This is a genomic window from Cellulosimicrobium sp. Marseille-Q4280, assembly GCF_943181405.1.
GTDB lineage: Bacteria > Actinomycetota > Actinomycetes > Actinomycetales > Cellulomonadaceae > Cellulosimicrobium.
In genome coordinates this window covers 260455-284602 of record NZ_CALPBY010000003.1, presented here as the reverse complement: position 1 = coordinate 284602, position 24148 = coordinate 260455, and the positions used below count along the sequence as shown (strand labels likewise).

Genomic DNA, 24148 nt, shown 5'->3' with positions numbered 1-24148 from the left:
GGGCGGACCGGGCGCGTGGGGTGCGTCACGCCGTCGTGCCCGGGCGCTACGCTGCCGGCGTGGCCCAGGTGAAGATCTACGGACGGCGCAGCGTGTGGGGCGAGCGGCGGGCGGAGGTGTCCGACGCGCTGCACTCCGCGCTCGTGCGCGCGTGGCAGCTGCCCGAGGACAAGCGGTTCCACCGCTTCCTGCTCCTGGACGACGACGACCTCGTCGCCCCGCGCTCGGACGCGTACCTCGTGGTCGAGATCGTGTGCTTCACGGGGCGCACGCGCGAGGCGAAGCGAGCCCTCGTGGCGGCCCTGTACGACGACGTCGCGCCCGCCCTCGGGCTCGGCCCGGACGACGTCGAGCTCGTGATCCTCGAGGCGCCGCGCGAGAGCTGGGGGATCCGGGGCGTGAGCGGCGACGAGCTCGCGCTGTCGTACCGCGTCGACGTCTGACCTGGTCGACCGGGTGCTCGTCCGAGCAGCGCTCGCCGGGCAGTATCCTTGCGGGTGCGGACGAGTCGGTCGGACGGTCGCGTCGGGGCAGGTCGCAAGGCCTCCCCGCCGAGGAACGTCCGGGCTCCGAAGGGCAAGGTGGTGGGTAACGCCCACCCGGGGTGACCCGCGGGACAGTGCCACAGAGAACAGACCGCCGTGCTGGTCGAGGTTTCGGCCCCGATCGTCGCGGTAAGGGTGAAACGGTGGTGTAAGAGACCACCAGCGGGCCGGGTGACCGGTCCGGCTCGGTAAACCCCACCTGGAGCAAGGTCAGACAGACTGTGTTTGAGGGCGGCCCGCCCGATTCTCTGGTGAGAAGCGCAGTCGGGTAGACCGCTGGAGGCGTATGGCAACGTGCGTCGTAGATGGATGACCGTCGCCCGCGCGGGGGCAACCGCGCGCGGGAACAGAACCCGGCGTACAGACCGGCTCGTCCGCACCGCCCCGCCTGACCTGGGAAAACGCTCAGATTCGGCGGGTTTGCAGTCACAGTTCGGTCACAGCACGATTCGGCTGTGACGGAACTGAGGCTCCTGACCAAGGGGCGGCAGCGCTCGTGGCGGGGCAGCCCGTCACGAGTCGGGCTGCTGGGTCGTCGCGGCGGCCTCCGCCGCGCGCTGCTTCGCGCGCTCCGCACGAGCGGCCCCGAGCACGGCCGTCACCGCCTTGCGCGTCAGTTCGTCATCGTTCGGCCAGAGGTGCGAGTAGGTGTTGATCGTCTCCATCGCGTTCTCGTGCCCCAGCCGCTCTTGGACCTGCTTGTACGAGGCGTTCTGGGAGATCAGCATCGAGGCGTAGAAGTGCCGGAAGTCGTGCATGGTCCATGCCTTCGCCAGCCCCGCGCGGTCACGAGCTGTGCCGAGGATCTCGGAGAACCGGTTGCGTCTCAGCGGCCCGTTCTCCCGGGCGTGAAACACCAGCCCGTTCCTGCCGTCACCGAACTCCTCCTGATGGCGGAGCAGTGCCTCCAGAGTGTCGTCTGCAAAGGGGACGTCGCGATAGGACGCATCGGTCTCCGGCGGCCCGAACTTGGGGCGGTTTCCCGTGACAGAGACCAGTTGCCTGTTCACCGTTACGATCTGCTTCTTGAAGTCGATGCGGTCCCAGGTGAGTCCGAACACCTCGCCCTGGCGCAGGCCTGTCCCAGTTGCGAACGGAACGAGCGCGGAGAGGTAATCCGGCATGGCCTCTTCCAGCGCGAGCACTGATGCGACCGGCATGGGCTCCACGCGAGACTTCTCCGCCTCGGCAGCGCGATGCGCTTGGCCGGTGTCTCCGCGATCAGGCGGTCGTTGACGGCGGCGTTGAGTACGGCCGTCAGGAACCGGTAGACGACCTGGATCGTGCTCGGGGCGAGCGGCTTCTTTTGCAGGATGCGGACCAACGTCTGGATGTCGGTCCGTCGGATGTCGGCCAGCGCGGTGTGGCCGATGATGTCGTAGACGTGCCGACGGAGATGGGACTCCACCAGCGCCTCGGTGCCTTCGCGGTGCACCTGCACCAGGCGCCACTTCTCCGCGTACTCCTTGAAGCTCATCTGACCGCCGCGCGGGTCCACCCAGCGGCCGGAGACCGCCGCCCCGAGCTGCTCCTGCAGCAGTACGGAACGGGGCCTGACCATGCGTTGCACCTCGTGCCGTAAGAAGGCTGACCCCGCGCTGAGCGTCCAGCGGTTCGGCGGCGGCTCGTACAAGCGCCCTGGACGGTTCTACCCGACGACCATCTGCGAGACGTGCGCCATCAGGGCGATCGCGTTCGTCGAGAGCGTCATCGCCGATGACCGCAAGCCGCCCAGCAAGGTGGACGGCGTCTCCGTCTTCTCGATCCGCCAGGCGATGTCCCGTCTGGCGAACAGCAGGCAGAATGCTGTTGCCGGACCCACTGAGGGGGCATGACCACCGTGACGGACACCTTCCCGCTCATCTCCTGGGGCCGGGCGCAGGGCTCAAGCCTGTCCGCGCTCGTCGTGTCCACCCGCGCGCACCGGTTCGACCCCACCGACGAGACGCGCACCCTGTGCGGTGTGAAAATCCCGTACGTCGCCCGCCACAGCACCCGGGGAGTCGGCCACGTCACCGCCTTGCAGCGCGTCTACGGCGACGACGACCGGGAGACCGCCCGCCAGCCGCTGTGCCAGCGCTGCGACGCCGCGGCCACGAGAAGGAGCGCAGCCTCATGACCGCCGAGTACCAGGAACTGCCGCTGCAGCTGCTCGCTGTCGGCCTCCCGCGCGGCACAGTCCTGCACCTGGTCGACCTCGACGGGCCCAAGACACGCACGCTGTGCGACCACAAGATCCGGATCAACCCACGCCTCATCTACGTCGGGACCGGGGCGCCCGGGATCGTCACCTCCGACCGTGCCGACTGCCCCGTGTGCCTGCGCATCGCCCGCGCGATGAAGGACTGAGCCGTGCCCAGCAAGTACGACGAGGTCAACGAGCGCATGCGCCGGCGCCACCAGGGCACTGGTGACGAGTTCGGTCACTGGGGCTGCTCGTGCGGAGCGTCCGGCGGCGGCAAAGGCGTCGTGTCCCCGAACTGGAAGCGCGGGTTCGACATGCACCTGCGCGCCGAGTACAAGAAGACGCTCGCCGAGGTCGAGGCGGAGCAAGCGGCGCCGCCCGAGGACTGACCCCTCGACCGGGCCCGTGTGCGGCCCGCACTTCACCCGGAGACGATTCCGCGCCGACGTGTCCGTTCTGCCAGGATTCGCGCGTGAAGACTTCCCGGTTCCGCCGACCAGCCCTCGCGGCCGCGGCCGCTGTCGCGCTCCTGCTCGCAGTCGGTGGTGGCGTCGCCTGGGCACAGGCCCTATCCCGCCAAAGCACAGACGTTCTGCTCGACCTGGCCGAGGCCGGTGAGGCGAGCTTGGACGCCTCGGAAGCGGAGATGGCCGAGGCCGTTGCGGAGTCTCGCGGCTTGTCCGATCAGACCGCCGCGGCGACGCGCTTGGTCAACCGGGTCGCCGCGAGCTCGGCTTCGACGTTGGCCGACATCTTGGTCGTACAGCACGACCTCGATGCGATGCAGCTCGACGAGGGCTCGGAGCTCGATGCGGCCCGCGACGCGTACCTCGCTCACCTCGACGCCTGGGGTGTGCAGTTGAGGTCGTTGGACCAGCTCGTGCCCGGGCACGTGGAGGACATCGACTTCAACAACGCCGAGATCAACGCCACCTGGACGATCACCGAGCGCGAGTTCGAGAAGTTGGACCTCACCGCCGGTCAGCGCGAGCGAGTCGAGGCGATCCTCACCGTGGAGTGAGCCCGGCGGCCCGCCCGGATGCGCGACGTCAGGGCTTGGTCCACTGCGCGGCGACCGTGGTCGCGTACGCCGACTCCTCTACGTCGGCGACCTCAGCCCAGCCGTACCCACCCGAGCGCGAGTCGAGGAACGCGCGGTCGGTGCGGTTCTTCGGCTCGCGGGTGAAGCGTCGCGTCATCGTGCCCGGCACCTGGACGTCGTGCCCCACACCCCACGCGCGGTCCATGAGCAGGATCCGCGGGGACTGGAACGTGAGCTCGCCGAGCCTGCGCCCAGCGCCGTCCCGGCCCCCGAAGCGGCGCCCGCCGAGGGGCCGAAGTGGTGCACCGACGAGACCCCGCACGGACCGCACGAGCGCCGCAACGACTTCGGCGGCAAGGACTCGTGCACTGGCTTCGCCGCCGAGGCCGCCCGGCGTGCTCGCACACAGGAAGCCGAGGCAGGCCGCGCCGGTCACTGACCGCGAGCGCCGGAGCCCGTCAACAGGCGGACATGGCGACGAGCAGGTTCGACGAGAGCGCACACCCTCGGCGCGGCGACGGGAAGTTCGCCACCAAGGCCGCCGCCGAGGCTGTCGGCGGCCTGGACGCTCTGGCGCGAGAGCGCGTGCAGGTCCCGCGCCTGGACCCCGAGACCTCCACCGTCCGTGCCCGGGCGAAGCTCGCCGTGCAGTGGGCGGCGATCGGTGTCGAGCGCGCCGGTCGCAAGGTGTCCTCGAACTGGGCCGCCAGCGACGGGCAGCGCAAGGCGGCGGGGGAGTCGTTGGCGCTGCTTGCCGATCCCGGACTCCTGCGGGCGAGCGACCCCGATGCCGTCCCTCGGTTGGCGATGGCGCGGGAAAGGGCGCTGACCCGGCACGGTCAGGGCGACACGTTCCTGCGGACCTCGGGTCGGCTCGTCACCGACGAGGACCACGAGCGCCTGGTCAACCACCTGTGCGCCCGGGTCGCCGAACGTGCCCAGGCCGAGGGTGATGTCGAGCGCGACCGGGCCGCGGCGGGGAGTTCGCACCGGTCCTGGCCGCTCTGACTGCCTGTGAGGGAGGCGACGTCGCCGAGCGGGGCGAGGACCTGGCCGCGTACGCCGAGGCGGGGGGGACGCGGACATACTGTACGCCGCCGCCTGCTACCGGGACTGAGCGCGCGGTCTGGTGCCATCCGCTCGGGCGCGAGTGTCGCCCGAAACTAGTCGAACTCGATGTTGAGGTCGATCCCGCTGTCGGCTTCGAGGTCGAGGTCGAGGGCTCGCTGCAGCGCTTCGAGCAGCTCCACCACCGACTCCACCGTCGCGACCGACCGCACCGTGCTGATCGGGAGTGTCTCGACGGTGTCCTTTTCCGCGGTGAGGAAGACGTAGTCGTCACCTCTTCGGATGCGGGAAGGCGCTTTGATGACGGAGATCTCCACGGTCTGCGATGAGTCCGTCAATGGCTGCCTGACCACCATCTGCCAGTGGGCGGGCAGCGTCGGCTTGCCGTGCCACTCGATGGGTGCGGGCAGGAACATCCTGTCACCTCCGTCTAAGAAGCCTGGGGGAGTCGCCAGGTTCGGCCGGTCGACTTGTCTCTTCCACGATTCGGGGATGGCCAATGGCTTGGGTTGTGGCTGGGGGAGGTCGTCGAAGCGGCCGTCGCGTGTCATGTCGTCGCCTTACCCGGTGTACTGCCGAAGGTGGGTGGATTGCCCGGGCTTCCCGCCGCGGGTGTATCTGACTCGGTGGCGGGTGCCTCCGGTTCGGGGTCGGAGATCGTCGCCTGGGTGTTCGCGAAGTACGTCTCGAACGACTTGTCCAGAGCCTCCTGCGCAGCTTGTATCTCAATGATCGCGTTCTCCTGGTTCTTGAAGTACGCGAACTTGGCCCAGAACGTGGTCACCATCGCGAGGACCCAGGCGGACTGCGGCCCGGCGCTCGACATTGCTCGTAGCGGGTTGGTGACGAACACGGTGATGAAGCTGACTGCGGAGAGTCCGGCGAACGCTGCCGTGGTCGCGGCATCAGCTGCACTCTCGGCGCTGAACCCCTTCACCAGAGCCGCAGCGACCGCCACGATGCCGACGAGGAAGACGACGACCAGCATGAGCAGATAGACGGAGAAGGTCGACGCCAGGCGTTTGGGCATGGTCTGGGCGGCCCTGCCGACGATCTTCAGGACCTCCTTGGAGATGTTGTTGGCGATATCCTCCATCGACTCGGGGACGTCGCCCCCAACCTTCTTCTGAGCCACGACGGGCTTCTGAGGGCCCACCTCGAACAGGAACGTGTCGCTGGCGATCGGCCAGGACGAGAGCTCGTCTTGCCGTTCCGCGTCGCGAAAAGCCTTCACCTCATCGGGCCCTACCGTGAGAACTCTGGTGCCGCGGGGTAACCGCTCGGGCACGTAGCGCAGCGCATGCCCGGCCTGTGCCAGGACGGCCGATTGGCCTGGTGGCTCTGGTGCGGACGTTTCGGCGTCCTGGACTTCTTCGCGGACGTCGCCGGCCTCGTCGTCTGTCGCGAGAGGAGCGGTTCCTTTTGCGTCCATGTCAACCTCGCTGAGCGGTCGTCCGGCTTCCTTGCCTGTGCACCTTGCCGCGGCGGACCTGGGCGTCGCGCGTGCGCGGCGGGTCTCGCCTTGCCAGGAGAGAGAGCGAATGAACGACTTCCGGACATCCTCCAGCGACCTGGTAGCGCGTGCCGGTGGCCGGACGCGACGGGCCCCGTCAACAAGCGGGCATGACCATCAACGGGTTCGATGAGACGGCACACCCGCGCGAGCGCACGGGCAGGTTCGCCGAGAAGCCGGTGAGCGAGCCGGCCGGTGAGCTCGGCGCGGGTGTAGATGCCCTCCTCGTTGACCGCGGCCTTGCCGTTGCCGTCGGCGTCGAAGACCGTCACCCAACCAGTCTCGGGGTCGGTCGTCTCGACGTGGTCCTCCAGCTGGGCGGCGAGCTCGGCGTCACCTTCTCCGCAGCGGCGGCGAGGGTCTGCTCGGCGAGCGTGGCGGTGGCGGTCATGGCGGGCACTCCTACAGGGGTCGTGGTGACGTTCAACCCGCTGGTGGGGCCGGCGTCGGGGAAAGTCCCCGCGTCAGCCCGCGAGACGGTGGTCGAGGAGCGTGCGGCACGTCCCGCAGTCGTCGGGCGAGGCCGGGGCGTCGGCTTCGGCGTCGTAGCGGACGACGAGCAGTAGCGCGTGACGTCCGCACAGGGCCTTGTTGTCGGGACCGAAGTAGTGCGCGGTCGTCGACGACCTGGGCCAGACCCAACCCTCGGTCTGCTGCTTGCGCTCGGAAGTGACGGTCATGTCGGGCCCTTCGGTGGTGCGGGTGGTCTGCGACACCTGCCCCTATGCGGCGAACTCGGCGAGGCCGAGGCCACGTCCAGGGGCGTAGCTGAGCTCTCCTTCGGGCCACACGACCCGGGCGACCCCGGCGCCGGCGAGGAACCGCTGGCAGTTGGGCATGGCTCGTCCGTGACGTAGATGGTCGCGCCCGACCGGGCCTGCGGGCTCAGGTGCAGCACGCAGTTCTCCTCGGCGTGCAGCGCGTGGCACGTCCCGCTGCCGGAGGTGTACGCCGTGGACGCTACGACCTGGTCGTAACCGAGGTGCCCGCGCGGGCACGCGCCGTCCGACAGGCAGCCCGGCGCCCCCGCGGGGTAGCCGTTGTACCCCGTCCCGAGCACGCGGTGGTCCGGGCCGAGGGCGATCGCGCCGACCTTGCGGCGTGTGCAGTCCGCGTGCTCTGCGACGGCGAACGCGATGCCCAGCGCCCACTCGTCCCAGGAGGGGCGGGGCGCGGGGACACCGACGACCTTGGGGCTTATGCGCCTGTTCCCTCGTCGTCGACGATGCGCGCGACGTGCACGAGACCGGCGGTGTTGACACCGATCCGGTAGTGGTCGAGGTCGTGGTTCATCCACCGGACCAGGTGCTCGCGGCGGTTGCGTCGTCGGGGCAGCTGCGCGAGCTGGGACTCCCAGACCTCGCAGCTGGAGCGGGCCAGCAGGACGGTCGTCGAACACGCCTGCGCGAGGCGGGTGTCGGTCAGGTCGCCGGTCAGGCTCTGGGTCGCGTAGACCACCTGCACGCTGGCGTCCGGGCCGTTGTCGGCGAGCCAGGGCAGGACGGTGGCCATCCGGGCGCGGGCCAGGCCGTCCTGCGCCGACCGCTCACCGGGGTCCGATCGGGTCAGCGCCCAGCCTTCGTCGATGACGACCGTGATCGCCTTGGCGCGGCCGTCCCTGAGGCGGTGGGCGTCCAGGCGTGCAGCGACCTCGCGGGCGACCTGGTCGAGCATCTCGTCCGACGAGACGACCCCCGCGGGACCTGGGCGGCCGTCCTGCGGGCAGCTGGGCACGGATCCGCGGCGATTCGAGAGGGGCCCGCTGAAGTACGGTGTGATCGGCGACGGATCGGTGCAGCGACCGTCGCTGCACCGATCGAACAGCCCGGCCGGGCCCCTGACCCGTCACAATCTGTCACAGCACTCCGAGAGTACGAGGTAGATGCCGTGGTGTGTGTCGGACCGGGGATCGTCCGGGAACGTTGGTATCTCGCCAATTTTGAAAGACCTGATGACATCCTGCTAGACCCCGTGAAACGAGCCGGGAACGGTAGCCGGCGTACAGACCGGCTCGTCCGCACCTTCGCGCCCTCGCACGGCGGGCGCGGAGCGACCCGACCCACCGTGCCGCACGACGCCGAGGAGTCCCCGATGAGCCAGCAGACCCAGCAGCCCCCCGTCGCCTATGTCATCGCCGGCTCGGAGGCGACCGGCGGGGCCGGCATCCAGGCCGACCTCAAGACGTTCCAGCAGCTCGGCGCGTACGGCGTGGGGACGCTCACGTGCATCGTGTCGTTCGACCCGAAGAACGACTGGGGGCACCGCTTCGTCCCGGTGGACGCGCAGGTCATCGCCGACCAGTTCGAGGCCGCGGTCGCCACGCACGCGCCGTCGGTCGTGAAGGTCGGCATGCTCGGCACGCCCGCGACGATCGACGTCGTCGCGGCGTCGCTGCGCTCGCGGTCGTGGGAGCACGTCGTGCTCGACCCCGTCCTCATCTGCAAGGGCCAGGAGCCGGGCGCCGCGCTCGACACCGACACCGCGCTGCGCGAGCAGGTGCTGCCGCTCGCGACCGTCGTGACGCCCAACCTCTTCGAGACGCGCACGCTCGCGGGCGTCGAGTCGATCGGGACCGTCGACGAGCTCGTCGACGCCGCGCGCCGCATCCGCGACCTGGGCCCGGACGTCGTCGTCGCGAAGGGCGGCGTGGAGCTCGCAGGTCCCGACGCCGTGGACGTCCTCGTGGACGGCGACGGCGTCGTCGTGCTGTCGCGGCCCAAGGTCGGCGAGGAGCGCGTCTCGGGTGCGGGCTGCACGTTCGCCGCGGCGATCACGGCCGAGCTCGCGAAGGGCTCCGACGTCCGCGCGGCCGTCGAGGTCGCGAAGGAGGTCGTCACGCAGGGCATCGCCGCGCGCGTCCCGGCGGCGACGCCGTTCGACACGGTCTGGCAGGGCGCGTACCGCCCCTGAGCACCGTCCGGTGACCCCGGTCCGCCGGCCCACCTCACGCCCCGTCAGGGATCACCCACCGGACGCGTGCGCGTCGGGCGTCGGTCAAGGAATACCCTCGTCCCCGTGAACGACCTCTCCCCACCGGAACTGACCCCCGGCAGCGGCGACCCCGCCCGGCTCGGCACCGCCGTCCCCGGGGCCGCGGACGAGAAGGACCGCGGCCTCGCGCGCCACGACGTCCCCGCCCCGCTGCGCGACGACGTCCGCCTCCTCGGCGGGCTGCTCGGCACCGTGCTGCGCGAGACGGGCGGGCAGGGCCTGCTCGACGACGTCGAGCGCCTGCGCGAGCTCGCGATCGCCGCCTACGACGACACGACGGGCGCGGTGCTCGCCGACGCCGAGGCGCTCGTCGAGGGCCTGACGATCGAGCGCGCGGAGCAGGTCGCCCGCGCCTTCACGTGCTACTTCCACCTCGCGAACCTCGCCGAGGAGTACCACCGCGTGCGCGTCCTGCGCGAGCGCGAGGCCGAGTTCGCGACCCGTGCGGTCACGCACGACGACTCGCTGCCCGAGGCGTTCGAGCAGCTCGTCGCCGAGGTGGGCCGCGAGGAGGCGCTGCGCCGGCTGCGCCGTCTCGAGTTCCGCCCCGTCCTCACGGCCCACCCCACGGAGGCGCGCCGCCGCGCCGTCTCGGGCGCGGTGCGCCGCATCGCGACGCTTCTCGACGAGCGCGACGCCCAGCCCCTCGGCGGGACGTCGCTCGCGGAGAACGAGCGGCGCCTGCTCGCCGAGATCGACACCATGTGGCGCACCGCGCCGATCCGTGAGCACAAGCCGTCCGTGCTCGACGAGGTGAAGACGGCGCTCGGCGTGTTCGACGCGACGATGTTCGACACGTTCCCGACGGTCTACCGGCGCCTCGACGACTGGCTGCTCGGCGACGAGGCGGGCCGCGAGGAGCCGCTCGTGCGCCCCTTCGTCAGCCTCGGCACGTGGATCGGCGGGGACCGCGACGGCAACCCCAACGTCACCGCGGAGGTCACAAGGCAGGCGGCGGCGATCGCCTCCGAGCACGCGCTCGTCGCGCTCGAGGAGCAGACGCGGCGCGTCGGCCGCAAGCTCACCCTCGACGAGGACGGCACGCCGCCGTCGGACGGGCTGCGTGCCCTGTGGCAGCGTCAGCGCCAGCTCTCGGAGGCCGTCACGGCCGCCGCCGCGGCAGCGTCTCCCCGCGAGCCGCACCGCGCGGTGCTGCTCGTCGTGGCCGAACGGGTCGCGGCGACGCGCGCGCGCAACGCCGACCTCGCCTACGCCGACCCCGAGCAGCTCGAGTCGGACCTGCGGGTCGTGCAGGAGTCCCTCGTCGCCGCCGGGGCGCCTCGCGCCGCGTACGGCGACCTGCAGCAGCTCGTGTGGCAGGTCGAGACCTTCGGGTTCCACCTCGCCGAGCTCGAGGTGCGCCAGCACTCGCAGGTGCACGCCGCGGCGCTCGCGGAGATCGCCGAGAAGGGCGTGCACGGCGACCTGTCCGACCGCACGCGCGAGGTCCTCGACACGTTCCGCGCGCTCGGTTCTGTCCAGCAGCGCTACGGCCTGCGCGCTGCGCGGCGCTACATCGTCTCGTTCACGCAGGCGCCCGAGCACCTCGCGGCCGTCTACGAGCTGGCCGAGCACGCGTTCGCCGGTGCCGACGACAAGCCGGTCGTGGACGCGATCCCTCTGTTCGAGACGTTCGCGGACCTCGAGGCGAGCGTCGACATCCTCGAGTCGATGCTCACGCTGCCGCAGGTGCAGAAGCGGCTCGCCGAGAACGGCCGCCGCGTCGAGGTCATGCTCGGCTACTCGGACTCGTCGAAGGACGTCGGGCCCGTCTCGGCGACCCTCGCGCTGCACGACGCGCAGCGCCGCATCGCGCTGTGGGCCGAGCGGCACGACATCACGCTGACGCTGTTCCACGGTCGCGGCGGTGCGCTCGGCCGCGGGGGCGGCCCTGCCAACCGGGCCGTGCTCGCCCAGCCGCCGGGCTCGGTGGACGGTCGCTTCAAGCTCACCGAGCAGGGCGAGGTCATCCTCGCCCGGTACGGCGACCCGACGATCGCGTCGCGCCACATCGAGCAGGTGGCGGCCGCGACCCTGCTCGCGTCCGCGCCGTCGACGGAGAAGCGCAACGCCGAGGCGACCGACCGCTACCGGGAGCTGGCCGTGGCGCTCGACGCCTCGTCGCGTCGCCGCTTCCACGAGCTCGTGCGCGCGGACGGCTTCCCGCAGTGGTTCGCGCAGGTCACGCCGCTCGAGGAGGTCGGCCTGCTGCCGATCGGTTCTCGGCCCGCGCGACGCGGGCTGTCCGTGTCCTCGCTCGACGACCTGCGGGCGATCCCGTGGGTGTTCTCCTGGTCGCAGGCCCGCATCAACCTCGCGGGCTGGTACGGCCTCGGCACGGCGCTCGCGGAGTTCGGCGACCTGGAGCTCCTGCGCGAGGCGCACCGCGAGTGGCCGCTCTTCGCGACGCTGCTCGACAACGTCGAGATGTCGCTCGCGAAGACCGACGCGCGCATCGCCGAGCGCTACCTCGCGCTGGGGGACCGCGACGACCTCGCGGGCGCCGTGCTCGAAGAGCTCCGCCTGACGCGCGAGCGCGTCCTCGCGGTGACGGGCAACGCGTGGCCGCTCTCGGGCCGTCGCGTCCTCGGACGGGCGGTCCAGCTGCGCAGCCCGTACGTCGACGCGCTGTCCCTGCTGCAGGTCCGCGCGCTGCGTGGGCTGCGGGCGGGCGCGGAGGGTCCGGCGAAGGACGAGCTGCAGCACCTCCTGCTCCTCACGGTCAACGGCGTGGCCGCCGGTCTGCAGAACACCGGCTGACCGGGCTGCCGATCGCACGGCCGTCCCCGGAGCCGACGCTCCAGGGGCGGCCGTCGCCGTTGGACACCCGTCCAACTGGTGAATGAATCGTCAACTATCTCGCCCTGACAACGCTGTCTCGGCCAGCCAGGTAAAGTTCTTGCCAGAGGGCTCCCATTCCGTGGCATTTTTGGGCTACCCTGGCCACGATCGACCGTGCATCCCAGCCGCGCCCGACGACGTGCAGAGCGGGGCCGGACGGTCGGTGGGCGTCAAGCAGGTGGCGCCGACCCGTCGGGGCGGGCGGGGCAGGCAGCAGGAAGGCGGGGCGATGACGGTGCAGCAGGCAGAGACGAAGGGCGCGGCGGTCGAGACGGGCGGGATCCGCCTGCTCGAGGAGCCGGGCGCCAGCGTGGTCGCCATGTGGGGGGAGATCGACGTCGCGCTGCGCAGCGAGGCGAGCGCCGCGCTCGCGAACGCGCTCGAGCGGGACGTCCCGGTCGTCATCGACACGTCCCGGGTGACGTTCATGGACTCGACCGGGATCGCGTTCCTCGTGCAGTTCTACACGATCGGGTCCGAGGAAGGGCTCTCGGTGACCCTGCGCAACCCGCCGAGCGTCGTGACCGACGTCCTCGAGATGCTCGGCGTCATCGAGATCTTCGGGAGCGAGCGGCACGACGTCACGACGTCCTGAGGCCGCCGGCCGGCCCGATCGTCGGCCGGAGGCCAGGTCCCGCCGGTCGGCGGGCGCCGGACCGAGGCGTCAGGCAGACCGTGCGGTACGACGCGCGTCCTCGGCGGCGAGCGACGCGGCACCCACGATCCCGGCCGCGTTGCGCAGCTGGGCCGGCACGATCGGGGCGCGCAGGTGCAGGTGCGGCAGGAAGTGCTCGTGCTTCTTGCTCACCCCGCCGCCGACGACGATGAGGTCGGGCGAGAACAGGTCCTCGACCACGCCGAAGTAGCGCTGGAGCCGCTCGGCCCACTGCTCCCAGCTCAGGTCCTCACGGTCGCGGGCCGCGTCCGACGCCTTCGTCTCGGCGTCGTGCCCGTCGATCTCGAGGTGGCCCAGCTCGGTGTTGGGCAGCAGGTGGCCCTCGACGACGATCGCGCTGCCGATCCCGGTGCCCAGCGTGGCGACGAGCACCACGCCGTCGGCGTCGCGCGCCGCGCCGTACCGCACCTCGCCGATGCCGGCGGCGTCGGCGTCGTTGACCGCGACGACGTGGCGCCCCGTCTCGCGGTGCAGCAGCGCGGGCAGGTCCACGCCCGTCCACGACTTGTCGAGGTTGGCGATGAAGCGGACGATCCCGTGCTGCAGCGGCGCGGGGAACGCGACACCGACGGGGACCTCGGCCGGGAGGTCGTACTCGTCGACGAGCCGGGCGATCACCTCGGCGACGGCCTGCGGCGTGGAGGGCTGCGGCGTCGGGATGCGGTGGCGCTCCTGGGCGAACTCGCCCGTGGCGAGGTCGACGGGCGCGCCCTTGATGCCGCTGCCGCCGACGTCGATGCCGAAGGCGAGCCCGGTCGGGCCGGAGGGGTGGGAGGACGTGTGCGCGTTCATGGGAGTGTCAGGATCTCCGCTCCGTCGTCGGTCACCAGCAGCGTGTGCTCGAACTGAGCCGTGCGCGAGGTGTCTGCGGTGACTACCGTCCACCCGTCGTCCCACATCCGCCACTCGGACGTGCCGAGCGTGAGCATCGGCTCGACGGTGAACACCATCCCGGGTTCGATCACGGTGTCGTGCAGGGGAGCGGCGTCGTAGTGGGGGATCACGAGGCCCGAGTGGAACGCGCGACCCACGCCGTGACCCGTGTACTCGCGCACGACCCCGTACCCGAACCGGGCCGCGTACCGCTCGATGACACGGCCGACCACGTTGACCGCGCGACCGGGGGCGACGGCCTTGATCCCGCGCGCGAGCGCCTCGCGCGTGCGCTCGACGAGCAGCGTGGACTCCTCGTCGACCGTCCCGACGCCGAACGTCGCGTTCGTGTCTCCGTGCACGCCGCCGAGGAACGCCGTGACGTCGACGTTGACGATGTCGCCGTCGACGAGCTCGGTCGAGTCGGGGATGCCGTGGCACACGACCTCGTTGACCGACGTGCACAGCGACTTCGGGAAGCCGCGATAGCCGAGCGTCGACGGGTAGGCCCCGTGGTCGAGGAGGAACTCGTGCCCCACGCGGTCGAGCTCGTCCGTCGTGATGCCGGGCGCGACGTGGCGCCCCACCTCGGCCAGTGCCTGCGCCGCGACGCGCGACGCGACCCGGATGCGCTCGATCGTCTCCGGGTCGTTGACCTCGCTGCCGGTGAAGGGCTGCGGGCCGGGGCGGCCGACGTACTCGGGGCGCGGGATCGAGGTCGGGACGGCGCGTCGTGCACCGATCCTCCCGGGGGCCAGGGGACCGCGCCGCACGGGCGCCGCGACCTGTGGTGCGGTGCCCGCGTCGGAGGAGGGTGTGGTCGAGGGCATGACCGCAGTCTACGAAGTCGGCGGGCGGGTGCGCCGCGCCCCGGACCTGGGGGAGGATCGGGGGATGAGCACCGGACCTGTCGCCGACGACGGCGAGACCCCCACGACCGAGGACCAGTACTACTACGACACCGGGACCGGCGAGGTCCAGCGGGGCCGCGGCAGCTCGTGGTCGCACCGCATGGGCCCGTACCCGACGCGTGAGGCGGCGCAGAAGGCTCTGGAGACCGCACGGCAGCGGTCGGAGGCCTGGGACGAGGAAGACCGCCGCGAGCACGGCGAGTGACGCACGCCCCTCCGCCGGGACCGTGGCGCGTCCGGTGGGGCAGCCTCGGCCTGCTCCTCGCGGGCCTGGCCGTCGGGGCGCTGACGCTTCTCGTCGCGCTGCAGGTCCGTGCCGGTCCTGGGGGCGGTCCGACGACGCTCGCGCCCTCGGGCGCCGCGCTCGCCGCCTCGCCGTCCCCGGACGCGACGACCGCGACCCCGGAGCCGACGGTCACGGCCGAGACCGCGCCTCCGCCGCCGCTCGCCGGGCTCACGGTCGCCGTCGACCCCGGGCACAACGGCGGGAACGGTGCGAACCCGCTGACGGTCAACGCGCCCGTCGACGACGGACGCGGCGGCACCAAGGCGTGCAACACCGTCGGCGCGTCGACCGACGCCGGCTACCCCGAGCACGCGTTCACGTGGGACGTGAGCGGCCGCCTCGCGGCGCGCCTCACCGAGCTCGGCGCGGTCGTGGTCCTCACCCGCTCGGACGACGCGGGGGTCGGGCCGTGCGTCGACGCCCGCGGGCGGTTCCCGCAGGAGCACGACGCCGACGTGCTCGTGTCGGTGCACGCCAACGGCACGGAGGACCGCAGCGCGCACGGGTTCTTCGCGATCGTGGCGGACCCTCCGGTGCACGACGCGCAGGGTGCACCGAGCGTCGCGCTCGCGCGCGAGCTGGTGGCGGCGCTCGGGGCGGCCGGGTTCGCGCCGTCGTCGTCGGTCGCGGGCGACGACGGCCCGATCCAGCGGCGCGACGACCTCGCGACCCTCAACCACGCCGAGCGTCCCGCGGTGATGCTGGAGCTCGGCGAGATGCGCAACGCGGAGGAGGCCGCCGTGATGGCCTCGGAGGGCGGTCGCCAGCGCTACGCCGACGCCCTCGCGACGGGGCTCGAGGCGTGGGCGGCGGACCGCACGGCCGACGACGGGTAGGAGGCCTCCCGGCTCGCGACGGCCGCCCGGCCGACGTCAGGGCGGGCGGGCGGCGGCGAACGGGCGTCAGCGGGCGAAGCTGTGGGCGTCGTCGGGGAACGTCCCGCCGCGCACGTCGGCGGCGTAGTCGGCGGCGGCCTGGCCGAGCGCCGCGCCGATCTCCGCGTACCGCTTCGCGAACCGCGGCGACCAGTCGGTCATGCCCGCCATGTCCGTCCACACGAGGACCTGGCCGTCGCACGCGGCGCCGGCGCCGATGCCGATCGTCGGGATGCGCAGGATCTCGGTGATGCGCGCGGCGACCTCGACGGGGACCATCTCGAGCACGATCGCGACCGCCCCGGCCTCGGCGACGGCGAGCGCGTCCTCGCTGAGCCGCTCGGCGGCGTCGTCCCCGCGACCCTGCACCCGCGGCCCGCCGAGCAGGTTCTCCGACTGGGGCGTGTAGCCGAGATGGCCCACGACGGGCATCCCCGCGTCGGTGAGCGCACGGATCTGGGCCGCGATGCGGCGTCCGCCCTCGAGCTTGACCGCGCTCACGCCTGCCTCCTTGAAGAAGCGCACACCCGTCGCGAGCGCCTGCTCCGGGCCGGCCTCGTACGACCCGAACGGCAGGTCGACGACGGTGAACGCGCGCCTCGCGGCGCCCGCGACGGCGCGCGCGGGCGGGATCAGGTCGTCGACGGTGACGGGCAGCGTCGTGGCGTGCCCGTGCATCGTGTTGCCGATCGAGTCGCCGACGAGCAGCACGTCGATCCCGGCGTCGTCGAAGATCCGCCCTGTCACGGCGTCGTACGCGGTGAGCATCGTGATCCTCTCGCCGCGCGACTTCGCCTCGGCGAGGTGGTGCACGCGGACGCGACGCGGCCCCGTCCCGCCGGTCGCGGCGGGCTCGGGGGTGGTGTGAGCGGACATGGACGACCTTCCTCAGACGGGTTCTGGCAGGCGACCGGCGGGGTGCCGCGACGGTCAGTCGAGAGGCTCGCGCCAGCGGTTGGTGATGGGCAGACGGCGGTCGCGACCGAACGCGAGAGCCGTCACCTTCGGGCCCGGCGGGTACTGCCGACGCTTCCACTCGGCGCGGTCGACGAGCGTGACGACCTTGTCGACGACCTCCGGGTCGAAGCCGCGCGCGAGCAGCTCGGCACGGCCCTCGGCGTGCTCGATGTACGCGTCGAGCACCTCGTCGAGCAGGTCGTACGGCGGCAGGGAGTCCTGGTCGGTCTGCCCGGGCCGCAGCTCGGCCGAGGGCGGCTTGGTGATCGACGACTCGGGGATGGGCGGGATCTCGCCCGCGTCGAGCGCGGCGTCGTTCCGCCAGCGCGCGAGCCGCCACACGCGCGACTTGTCGACGTCCTTGAGGGGCGCGAAGCCGCCGATGCTGCCCGCGTCGTAGATCGTCGCGTAGCCGGTCGCGAGCTCGGACTTGTTGCCGGGCGCGATGACGAGGTGCCCCTCGCGGTTGGAGATCGCCATGAGGACCACCCCGCGCACGCGGGCCTGGAGGTTCTCCTCGGCGACGCCCTCGAGCTCGAGCTCGCCCTGGAACGCCTCGACCATGGGCGCGATGGGCTGGACGCGGTAGTCGGCGCCGAGCCGCTTGGCGAGGTCGGCGGCGTCGTCCTTGCTGTGCTCGGACGAGTAGCGCGACGGCAGGGACACCCCGACGACGTTCTCCCCGCCGATCGCGTCCGCCGCGATCGTCGCCGTGAGCGCGGAGTCGATGCCGCCCGAGACGCCGAGGACCACGGACCGGAAGCCGTTCTTGCGCACGTAGCCCGCGAGGCCCGTGACGCAGGCGCGGTAGACCTCCTCGTCGGGGTGCAGCTCCGGGGCGCTCGGTCCTCGGGGGGCGCTGCCGTCGTCGGGCAGGTCCCACACGAGCAGGTCCTCGACGAACTGCGGCGAGCGCGCGACGACGGCACCCGTCGAGTCGGTGACGAACGACCCGCCGTCGAACACGAGGTCGTCCTGCCCGCCGACGAGGTTGACGTAGGCGACCGGCGCGGTCACCTCGCGCGCGCGGCGCGCGGCGAGGTCGGTGCGCACGTGACCCTTGCCCTCCTCGAACGGGGAGCCGTTGAGCACGAGGAGGAGGTCGAGGCCGTTCCCCGCCTCGTCGAGAGCCGCCATCTCGGCGACCGGGCCGCCGTCCTGCCAGATGTCCTCGCAGATCGCGACGCCCACGCGGCGGCCCTCGACCTCGACGACCGTCGTGGTGCGGCCCGGGGCGAAGATGCGGAACTCGTCGAACACGCCGTAGTTCGGGAGGTGGTGCTTGTCGTACGCGGCCTGCACGACGCCGTCGCGCAGCACGACGGCGCGGTTGGTCGGCAGGTCCGCGGGGCTGCCCGACGCCTCGCGCTCGGCGGCGCCGGCACCCCGGGGGCTGCCCGAGGTGCCCACGGTCCCCAGGACGACCGTGGTCGCGCCGAGCCCCTCGGCGGCGAGCCGTGCCGCGATGTCGGCCGCGGCCTCCCAGGCCGCGCGCCGGAACGACGCGCGCAGCGCGAGGTCCTCGATCGGGTAGCCGGTGAGGGTCATCTCGGGGAACGCCACGAGGGCGGCGCCGGCGGCCGCGGCCTCGCGGGTGCGCTCGAGGACCAGGGCGGCGTTGCCGTCGAGGTCCCCCACGCACGTGTCGACCTGTGCCAGCGCGACGCGCAGATCAGCCATGCGGCCAGCGTAGACGAGCGCGGCGCGCGCCTCGTCCGCGGCTGCCGGACGGCGTGCGGGGCACGCCACAGGTCCGCCACGCGGTCGTGTCACCCGTTCGTCACACGGATCAGGCAGGATGTACCGCATGGACAGGCAGCAGGAGTTCGTGCTCCGCACGGTCGAGGAGCGCGACATCCGCTTCATCCGGCTCTGGTTCACCGACGTGCTCGGCATGCTCAAGTCGGTGGCGGTGGCCCCGGCCGAGCTCGAGTCCGCGTTCGCCGAGGGCATCGGGTTCGACGGCAGCTCGATCGAGGGCCTCACGCGCGTGTACGAGGCCGACATGATCGCCAGGCCGGACCCGACGACGTTCCAGGTCCTCCCGTGGCGCGGCGAGCGGCACGGGACGGCGCGCATGTTCTGCGACATCCTCACGCCCGACGGCGAGCCGTCCCTCGCGGACAGCCGGAACGTCCTCAAGCGGGCGCTCGCCAGGGCGAGCGACAAGGGCTTCACGTTCTACACGCACCCCGAGGTCGAGTTCTACCTCTTCAACCAGCCGGCCGACGCCGAGTCGCCGCTCGTCCCGGTCGACCAGGGCGGCTACTTCGACCACCTCGCGCGGGGGTCGACGCACGACTTCCGCCGCGCGGCGATCACGATGCTCGAGTCCATGGGCATCTCGGTGGAGTTCTCCCACCACGAGGCCGGCCCCGGCCAGAACGAGATCGACCTGCGCTACGCCGACGCCCTGACCACCGCGGACAACCTCATGACGTTCCGCACGGTCGTCAAGGAGGTGGCGCTCGAGCAGGGCGTGTTCGCGTCGTTCATGCCCAAGCCGATGGCCGATCAGCCCGGGTCGGGCATGCACACGCACCTGTCGCTCTTCGAGGGCGACCGCAACGCGTTCCACGAGCCCGGCGCCCAGTTCGAGCTGTCCAAGACGGCGCGCCAGTTCATCGCGGGCCTGCTCGTGCACGCCGCGGAGATCACCGCCATCACCAACCAGTACGTCAACTCGTACAAGCGCCTGTGGGGCGGTGCCGAGGCGCCGAGCTACGTGTGCTGGGGCCACAACAACCGGTCCGCGCTCGTGCGCGTCCCCATGTACAAGCCCGGCAAGGGCAACTCGAGCCGCGTGGAGTACCGCGCGCTCGACTCGGCCACGAACCCGTACCTCGCGTTCGCCGTCATGCTCGCCGCCGGGCTCAAGGGCATCGAGGAGGGCTACGACCTGCCCGAGGCCACCGAGGACGACGTGTGGGAGCTCACGGACGCCGAGCGTCGCGCGCTCGGCATCAAGCCGCTGCCGCAGTCGCTCGACGCCGCGATCCAGATCATGGAGAGCTCCGAGCTGGTCGCCGAGACCCTGGGCGAGCACGTCTTCGACTTCGTGCTGCGCAACAAGCGCCAGGAGTGGGACGCGTACCGCGCGCAGGTCACGCCGTTCGAGCTGAAGCGGTTCCTCCAGGTCCTGTGAGCAGCCCCACGACGGGGTCGGGCGGGTCGCGCCGGCCGACGCTCACCGGTCGCCTGGCTCGCGTCGGGTTCGCCGACATCACGCGGTCGGCGAGCCTGCTCGCCGACCCGGACCTCGCGCTCCTGCTCGACGGCGGCGTGCGGCACGACGGCGACGCCTCGCCGTCGGGCGCCGGACGCGTCGACGGAGCGGGTGACGGACCGGGTGACGACGTCCTCGCCGCGTTCGGGGAGTCCGCCGACCCGGATCTCGCGCTGCTGCAGGTCGTACGGCTCGCCGGGGCGCTGGGCCCCGAGGTCGAGCGGAGAGGTCCGCTCGCGGACCTCGCGCGTCGCTGTCTCGAACCCGGCGAGGCGCGGGACCGCCTGCTCGCCGTGCTCGGCGCGTCGGTCGCGCTCGGGGACGACGTCGTGCGTCGTCCCGCGCTGCTCGAGGTCGTCGCGGACCCGACCCCCGGGACGGGGGTCGACGCGCGGGAGGTGCGCGCGGAGCTCCTGCGCGCCGTCGGCGCGGACCCGGACGCCGCGGTACCCGTCGCCGACGAGCGCGGGCCGACGCGTGTCGACGCGCTGCGCCGTGCGTACCGCGCGCGGCTCCTGCGGATCGCGGCGACGGACCTGACCGTGCCCGACCCGCTCACCCGCATGCCCGCCGTCGGCGCGGCGCTCGCGGACCTCGCGGCCGCGGCGCTCGACGGCGCGCTCGCGATCGCCCGCGCGGAGCTCGACGACCGCGGCGCCGGCGTACGCCTCGCGGTGATCGGCATGGGCAAGTGCGGCGCGCGCGAGCTCAACTACATCTCCGACGTGGACGTGATCTACGTCGTCGAGCCCACCGACGGGCACGACGAGGCCTACGCCACGAGCGTCGGGGCGCGGCTCGCGACGGGCCTGGCACGCGTGTGCTGGGGGACGTCCGGCGAGCCGCCCCTGTGGCAGGTCGACGCCGCGCTGCGCCCCGAGGGTAAGCAGGGGCCGCTCGTGCGCACCCTCGCGAGCCACGTCGCGTACTACGAGCGCTGGGCGAAGACCTGGGAGTTCCAGGCGCTCCTCAAGGCCCGCACGGTCGCGGGGGACCGGGACCTGGGCGGTGCGTACGAGGAGGCGATCTCGCCGTTCGTGTGGTCGGCCGCGGGTCGCGAGAACTTCGTCGAGGACTCCCAGGCGATGCGCCGCCGCGTCGAGGACCACGTGCCCGCGGCGGAGGCCGACCGCCAGCTCAAGCTCGGCAAGGGCGGCCTGCGCGACGTCGAGTTCACCGTCCAGCTCCTCCAGCTCGTGCACGGGCGCGCCGACGAGGCGATCCACAGCCGGTCGACGCTCACCGCTCTCGCCGAGCTCGCCGCGGGCGGGTACGTGGGTCGCGACCACGCGGCCCGGCTCGGCGTCTGCTACCGGTTTCTGCGCGCCCTCGAGCACCGCATCCAGCTGTTCCGGCTCAAGCGGACGCACCTCGTCCCGACGTCGGCCGACGAGCTGCGCCGGCTCGCGCGCTCGCTCGGCCTGCGCGGAGAGGGCGCCGACGGGCTCACGGAGCGCTGGCGCTCGACGCGCCGCGAGGTGCGCTCCCTGCACGAGGAGCTCTTCTACCGCCCGCTGCTGCCCGCGACCGCGCAGCTCTCGCCGGACGAGGTGAGCCTCGCCCCGGAGGCTGCCAAGGCCCGCTTCGCGGCGATCGGCTACCGCGACCCCGTCGGCGCGATGCGCCACGTGCTCGCGCTCACCGAGGGCGTGAGCCGGCGCGCGGCGATCCAGCGCCAGCTGCTGCCCGTCATGCTCGGCTGGTTCGCCGAGGGCGCCGACCCGGACGCCGGTCTGCTCGCGTTCCGGACCCTCTCGGAGACGCTCGGCACGACCCACTGGTACCTCAAGCTCCTGCGCGACTCCGGCTCGGCGGCCCGACGGCTCGCCCACCTGCTCTCCAGCTCGCGGTACCTGGCCGACGCGCTCGCCCGCTCGCCCGAGTCGGTGCGCTGGCTCGCCGCCGACGCCGACCTCACCCCGCGGGGCGCCGGACGGCTCGCCGCGGAGACCGACGCGATCCTCACGCGCGCGGACGAGGTCGAGCCGGCGACGGTGAGCCTGCGGGCCGTGCGTCGGCGCGAGCTCTCGCGCACCGGGGCGGCGGAGCTGCTCGGCCTCGTGGACCCCGTGCACGCGGCGCGGAGCATCTCGGACGCTGCCGACGTCGTGCTGGTCGGGGCGCTGCGGGTCGCGGAGTTCGTCGCGCGCGACGAGCTCGGCCACGACGCCCAGGACCCGGGTTCGGCCCCCGCCCGCGTGCTCGTCGTGGCGATGGGTCGCCTGGGCGGTCGTGAGATGGGCTACGGCTCGGACGCGGACGTCATGTTCGTGCACGACCCGGTGCCGGGCGCCGAGGAGCGCGACGCCCAGGCGTACGCGCTCGCCGTGGCGACGCGACTGCGCCAGCTCCTGTCCGCCGTCGGGCCGGAACCGGCCCTGCCCGTCGACGCGGACCTGCGCCCCGAGGGGCGCAACGGCCCGCTCGTGCGCTCTCTCGCGTCGTACGCGGAGTACTACGAGCGGTGGTCGAGCGTGTGGGAGGCGCAGGCGCTCCTGCGCGCGCGACCCGTCGCGGGCGACGTCGCCGGGCTCGGCGCGGAGTTCGTGGGCGTCGTGGACCGCCGTCGCTACCCGGCGGGCGGTCTCGACCCGGCCGAGGTGCGCGAGGTCCGGCGGATCAAGGCGCGCGTCGAGTCGGAACGGCTGCCGCGCGGGGTCGAGGCGTCACGCCACCTCAAGCTCGGGCGCGGGGGAGTGGCCGACGTCGAGTGGACCGTCCAGCTCCTGCAGCTCCAGCACGCGCACGACGTCCCCGGCCTGCGGACGACGTCGACCGTCGACGCGCTCGACGCGGCCGTGGAGGCCGGGCTCGTCGACGCCGACGACGCCGCCGTGCTCGGCGAGGCGTGGCACCTCGCGTCGCGCCTGCGCAGCGCGCTCGTGCTGTGGTCCGGCCGCACGACCGGGACGACCGTCGACGTGCTGCCGCACGACCGCTTCGCCCTCACCGGCCTCGCGCGCGTGCTCGACCTCCCGGACGTCGGCACCGGCGCGGAGCTCGAGGAGCACTACCTGCGCACCGCACGGCGCGCGCGGTCGGTCATGGAACGCGTCTTCTACGGCGAGGACTGACCGTGGCCCGGGGCGACGAGCCGCCCGTCCCGGGTCTGCTCGACCGGCGCGAGCCCCGGGTGCTCGGCGATTCTTGCGACCGCCGCGCGGCGCCCGAGCGCGGCCGCCGGCCGGCTGGGTCGTTCTACGGCTCGCGCCTGCGCTGGGCAGGGTGGATCGCATGGGCGCTCGCAGCGTTCGCGGTCGTGCTGACCGTCGCGTGGCAGCGCCCCGAGCCCCTCGCCGCCGCGGTGCTGTGGGGCCTGTGCGGCGTCGGCTGCCGACGGTCAGCGCGCCTTGTGGAGGGTCCGCTCGGACCGGCCCGCGCGTTCGCGCTCCTCGGCCTCGTGGTCGCGCTCCTCGTGCTGCTGATCGTGGGCGCGGGCCTCGTCGCCCGGGGCGAGCGCGTGTGAGGCACCCGCCCCGGGACGGGCACGTCAGAGGGTGCGGGGCGCGCGGTCGAGGTTCGCGCGCAGCTCGTCGGCGTCCTGGCGTGCGACGTACGCCGGACGGTCGCGCTCGACGCGCCACGACTCCACGAGCGGGCTCGTGTCGACGGCATCGAACCCCAGCTCGTCGTAGAACCGCACGACCCAGGCGGCGGCTTCGGGGAAGTCGCTCGCGGTCGCCAGCGCGCGGCGTCCCGGGGTGCCCGCGGGGGTCCCGTCGGTCGTGATGTCCGTCGACCGGATGTGGTTGAACGCCTTGGCCACCTTCGACCCGGCCAGGTGCTCCTGGAGCAGGCCCGACGACGTGGCCTCACCCCGGTCGAGGGCCTCGACGTGCCCGTCGCGCTCCCAGTAGTAGTTGTTCGTGTCGAGGACGATCTTGCCGTCGAGCGGCTCGGCGGGGACGTCGCGGTACGCCCCGAAGGGCACCGCTACGACGGCGACGTCCGCGGCGCGCGCCGCCTCCTCGGCGGTCGCCGCCCGTGCTCGCGGACCCAGCTCCGCGACGAGGCCGTCGAGCGTCCGGGGGTCCCGCGAGTTCGCGACGACCACGTCGTAGCCGTGGGCGATCGCCGCCCGGGCGACCTGTGAGCCGATGTTGCCTGCGCCGATGATGCCGAGAGTCGTCATGGTCATCGACAACGCACCGGCGCGCCC

The 24148-nt window shown here is 72.6% G+C and carries 26 protein-coding genes, 1 other RNA gene and 1 pseudogene; 17 read left to right on the top strand and 11 right to left on the bottom strand.

Annotation, left to right across the window (positions count from 1 at the left end; all coding sequences use genetic code 11):
• Window positions 1–59: 59 nt before the first annotated feature.
• The gene (locus NFS20_RS09535) at window positions 60–443 is read left to right on the top strand and encodes a tautomerase family protein (protein WP_251151535.1); all 384 of its coding nucleotides are present in this window, start codon (window positions 60–62) and stop codon (window positions 441–443) included.
• Between the two features lie 61 nt (window positions 444–504).
• An RNA gene (gene rnpB, locus NFS20_RS09530) (RNase P RNA component class A) lies at window positions 505–922 on the top strand.
• 135 nt (window positions 923–1057) lie between these two features.
• Here the strand turns inward: rnpB and NFS20_RS09525 are convergent.
• Window positions 1058–1705 (bottom strand): site-specific integrase, encoded by a 648-nt coding sequence (locus NFS20_RS09525; RefSeq protein WP_251151877.1) that lies wholly within the window; start codon window positions 1703–1705, stop codon window positions 1058–1060.
• A 399-nt stretch (window positions 1706–2104) separates the two neighbouring features.
• Between NFS20_RS09525 and NFS20_RS09520 the strand changes: the two genes are divergently transcribed.
• The 5 genes from NFS20_RS09520 (at window position 2105) to NFS20_RS09500 (ending at window position 3751) form a co-directional block, all read left to right on the top strand.
• Window positions 2105–2380 (top strand): hypothetical protein, encoded by a 276-nt coding sequence (locus NFS20_RS09520; protein WP_251151534.1) that lies wholly within the window; start codon window positions 2105–2107, stop codon window positions 2378–2380.
• Complete coding sequence (locus tag NFS20_RS09515) at window positions 2377–2664, top strand: hypothetical protein (protein ID WP_251151533.1); 288 nt, start codon at window positions 2377–2379, stop codon at window positions 2662–2664. Before NFS20_RS09520 ends, NFS20_RS09515 begins: the two co-directional genes overlap by 4 nt.
• A complete protein-coding gene (locus NFS20_RS09510) occupies window positions 2661–2894 on the top strand; it encodes a hypothetical protein (RefSeq protein WP_251151532.1) in 234 nt (77 codons plus the stop codon). The genes NFS20_RS09515 and NFS20_RS09510 overlap by 4 nt, the downstream gene beginning before the upstream one ends.
• A 3-nt stretch (window positions 2895–2897) precedes the next feature.
• Complete coding sequence (locus NFS20_RS09505) at window positions 2898–3119, top strand: hypothetical protein (RefSeq protein WP_251151531.1); 222 nt, start codon at window positions 2898–2900, stop codon at window positions 3117–3119.
• An 83-nt stretch (window positions 3120–3202) separates the two neighbouring features.
• A complete protein-coding gene (locus NFS20_RS09500; protein ID WP_251151530.1) occupies window positions 3203–3751 on the top strand; it encodes a hypothetical protein in 549 nt (182 codons plus the stop codon).
• Between the two features lie 28 nt (window positions 3752–3779).
• On the opposite strand, the gene NFS20_RS09495 is transcribed toward NFS20_RS09500, so the two are convergent.
• Entirely contained in the window at window positions 3780–4094 is a 315-nt protein-coding gene (locus tag NFS20_RS09495) for a hypothetical protein (RefSeq protein ID WP_251151529.1), read from the bottom strand.
• Between the two features lie 149 nt (window positions 4095–4243).
• Here NFS20_RS09495 and NFS20_RS09490 point away from each other — a divergent pair, with 149 nt between their 5' ends.
• Window positions 4244–4780 carry a hypothetical protein gene (locus NFS20_RS09490; protein WP_251151528.1) on the top strand — a complete coding sequence of 179 codons (537 nt, stop codon included), beginning with the start codon at window positions 4244–4246 and terminating at the stop codon, window positions 4778–4780.
• A gap of 155 nt (window positions 4781–4935) precedes the next feature.
• Here NFS20_RS09490 and NFS20_RS09485 read toward each other — a convergent pair whose 3' ends face one another.
• Together NFS20_RS09485 and NFS20_RS09480 are read right to left on the bottom strand one after the other, a co-directional pair.
• Window positions 4936–5256 carry a hypothetical protein gene (locus NFS20_RS09485; protein ID WP_251151527.1) on the bottom strand — a complete coding sequence of 107 codons (321 nt, stop codon included), beginning with the start codon at window positions 5254–5256 and terminating at the stop codon, window positions 4936–4938.
• Between the two features lie 131 nt (window positions 5257–5387).
• Entirely contained in the window at window positions 5388–6272 is an 885-nt protein-coding gene (locus NFS20_RS09480; protein ID WP_251151526.1) for a hypothetical protein, read from the bottom strand.
• 191 nt (window positions 6273–6463) lie between these two features.
• Between NFS20_RS09480 and NFS20_RS09475 the strand changes: the two genes are divergently transcribed.
• Entirely contained in the window at window positions 6464–6919 is a 456-nt protein-coding gene (locus tag NFS20_RS09475) for a hypothetical protein (protein WP_251151525.1), read from the top strand.
• Between the two features lie 323 nt (window positions 6920–7242).
• On the opposite strand, the pseudogene NFS20_RS09470 reads toward NFS20_RS09475, so the two are convergent.
• Window positions 7243–7650 (bottom strand): annotated as a pseudogene (locus NFS20_RS09470) (deoxycytidylate deaminase); the annotation flags it as partial.
• Complete coding sequence (locus tag NFS20_RS09465; protein ID WP_251151524.1) at window positions 7551–8027, bottom strand: hypothetical protein; 477 nt, start codon at window positions 8025–8027, stop codon at window positions 7551–7553. The pseudogene NFS20_RS09470 and the gene NFS20_RS09465, both read right to left, overlap by 100 nt.
• Before the next feature lie 417 nt (window positions 8028–8444).
• Between NFS20_RS09465 and NFS20_RS09460 the strand changes: the two genes are divergently transcribed.
• The 3 genes from NFS20_RS09460 to NFS20_RS09450 all read left to right on the top strand — a co-directional run bounded on the left by NFS20_RS09460 (window position 8445) and on the right by NFS20_RS09450 (window position 12780).
• Window positions 8445–9263 (top strand): hydroxymethylpyrimidine/phosphomethylpyrimidine kinase, encoded by an 819-nt coding sequence (locus NFS20_RS09460; RefSeq protein WP_251151523.1) that lies wholly within the window; start codon window positions 8445–8447, stop codon window positions 9261–9263.
• 231 nt (window positions 9264–9494) lie between these two features.
• Window positions 9495–12104 (top strand): phosphoenolpyruvate carboxylase, encoded by a 2610-nt coding sequence (locus NFS20_RS09455; protein WP_251151876.1) that lies wholly within the window; start codon window positions 9495–9497, stop codon window positions 12102–12104.
• Window positions 12105–12414: 310 nt separating this feature from the next.
• On the top strand, window positions 12415–12780 hold the full coding sequence (locus NFS20_RS09450) for an STAS domain-containing protein (RefSeq protein ID WP_251151522.1): 366 nt from the start codon (window positions 12415–12417) through the stop codon (window positions 12778–12780).
• A 69-nt stretch (window positions 12781–12849) separates the two neighbouring features.
• Here NFS20_RS09450 and ppgK read toward each other — a convergent pair whose 3' ends face one another.
• Window positions 12850–13653, bottom strand: a complete 804-nt coding sequence (ppgK, locus tag NFS20_RS09445; RefSeq protein WP_251151521.1) for a polyphosphate--glucose phosphotransferase — start codon at window positions 13651–13653, stop codon at window positions 12850–12852.
• Window positions 13650–14564 (bottom strand): type I methionyl aminopeptidase, encoded by a 915-nt coding sequence (gene map, locus NFS20_RS09440; protein WP_251151520.1) that lies wholly within the window; start codon window positions 14562–14564, stop codon window positions 13650–13652. The genes ppgK and map overlap by 4 nt, the downstream gene beginning before the upstream one ends.
• Window positions 14565–14628: 64 nt before the next feature.
• Between map and NFS20_RS09435 the strand changes: the two genes are divergently transcribed.
• Together NFS20_RS09435 and NFS20_RS09430 are read left to right on the top strand one after the other, a co-directional pair.
• Window positions 14629–14850 carry an SPOR domain-containing protein gene (locus tag NFS20_RS09435; RefSeq protein ID WP_251151519.1) on the top strand — a complete coding sequence of 74 codons (222 nt, stop codon included), beginning with the start codon at window positions 14629–14631 and terminating at the stop codon, window positions 14848–14850.
• Entirely contained in the window at window positions 14847–15767 is a 921-nt protein-coding gene (locus NFS20_RS09430; protein WP_251151518.1) for an N-acetylmuramoyl-L-alanine amidase, read from the top strand. The genes NFS20_RS09435 and NFS20_RS09430 overlap by 4 nt, the downstream gene beginning before the upstream one ends.
• A 66-nt stretch (window positions 15768–15833) precedes the next feature.
• Here the strand turns inward: NFS20_RS09430 and panB are convergent, their stop codons facing one another.
• Both panB and NFS20_RS09420 read right to left on the bottom strand, forming a co-directional pair.
• Window positions 15834–16682, bottom strand: a complete 849-nt coding sequence (gene panB, locus NFS20_RS09425; RefSeq protein ID WP_251151517.1) for a 3-methyl-2-oxobutanoate hydroxymethyltransferase — start codon at window positions 16680–16682, stop codon at window positions 15834–15836.
• A gap of 54 nt (window positions 16683–16736) precedes the next feature.
• Entirely contained in the window at window positions 16737–18443 is a 1707-nt protein-coding gene (locus tag NFS20_RS09420) for an NAD+ synthase (RefSeq protein ID WP_251151516.1), read from the bottom strand.
• A 127-nt stretch (window positions 18444–18570) separates the two neighbouring features.
• On the opposite strand from NFS20_RS09420, the gene NFS20_RS09415 reads away from it, so the two are divergent.
• From NFS20_RS09415 to NFS20_RS09405, 3 genes are read left to right on the top strand one after another with little or no spacing between them, the layout of a single operon-like run.
• On the top strand, window positions 18571–19908 hold the full coding sequence (locus NFS20_RS09415; protein WP_251151515.1) for a glutamine synthetase family protein: 1338 nt from the start codon (window positions 18571–18573) through the stop codon (window positions 19906–19908).
• The gene (locus NFS20_RS09410) at window positions 19905–23063 is read left to right on the top strand and encodes a bifunctional [glutamine synthetase] adenylyltransferase/[glutamine synthetase]-adenylyl-L-tyrosine phosphorylase (RefSeq protein ID WP_251151514.1); all 3159 of its coding nucleotides are present in this window, start codon (window positions 19905–19907) and stop codon (window positions 23061–23063) included. The genes NFS20_RS09415 and NFS20_RS09410 overlap by 4 nt, the downstream gene beginning before the upstream one ends.
• A 2-nt stretch (window positions 23064–23065) precedes the next feature.
• On the top strand, window positions 23066–23455 hold the full coding sequence (locus tag NFS20_RS09405; RefSeq protein ID WP_251151513.1) for a hypothetical protein: 390 nt from the start codon (window positions 23066–23068) through the stop codon (window positions 23453–23455).
• A gap of 24 nt (window positions 23456–23479) precedes the next feature.
• Here NFS20_RS09405 and NFS20_RS09400 read toward each other — a convergent pair whose 3' ends face one another.
• Window positions 23480–24121: an NADPH-dependent F420 reductase gene (locus NFS20_RS09400; protein WP_251151875.1), complete on the bottom strand. Its 642-nt coding sequence runs from the start codon at window positions 24119–24121 to the stop codon at window positions 23480–23482.
• Window positions 24122–24148: the final 27 nt, after the last annotated feature.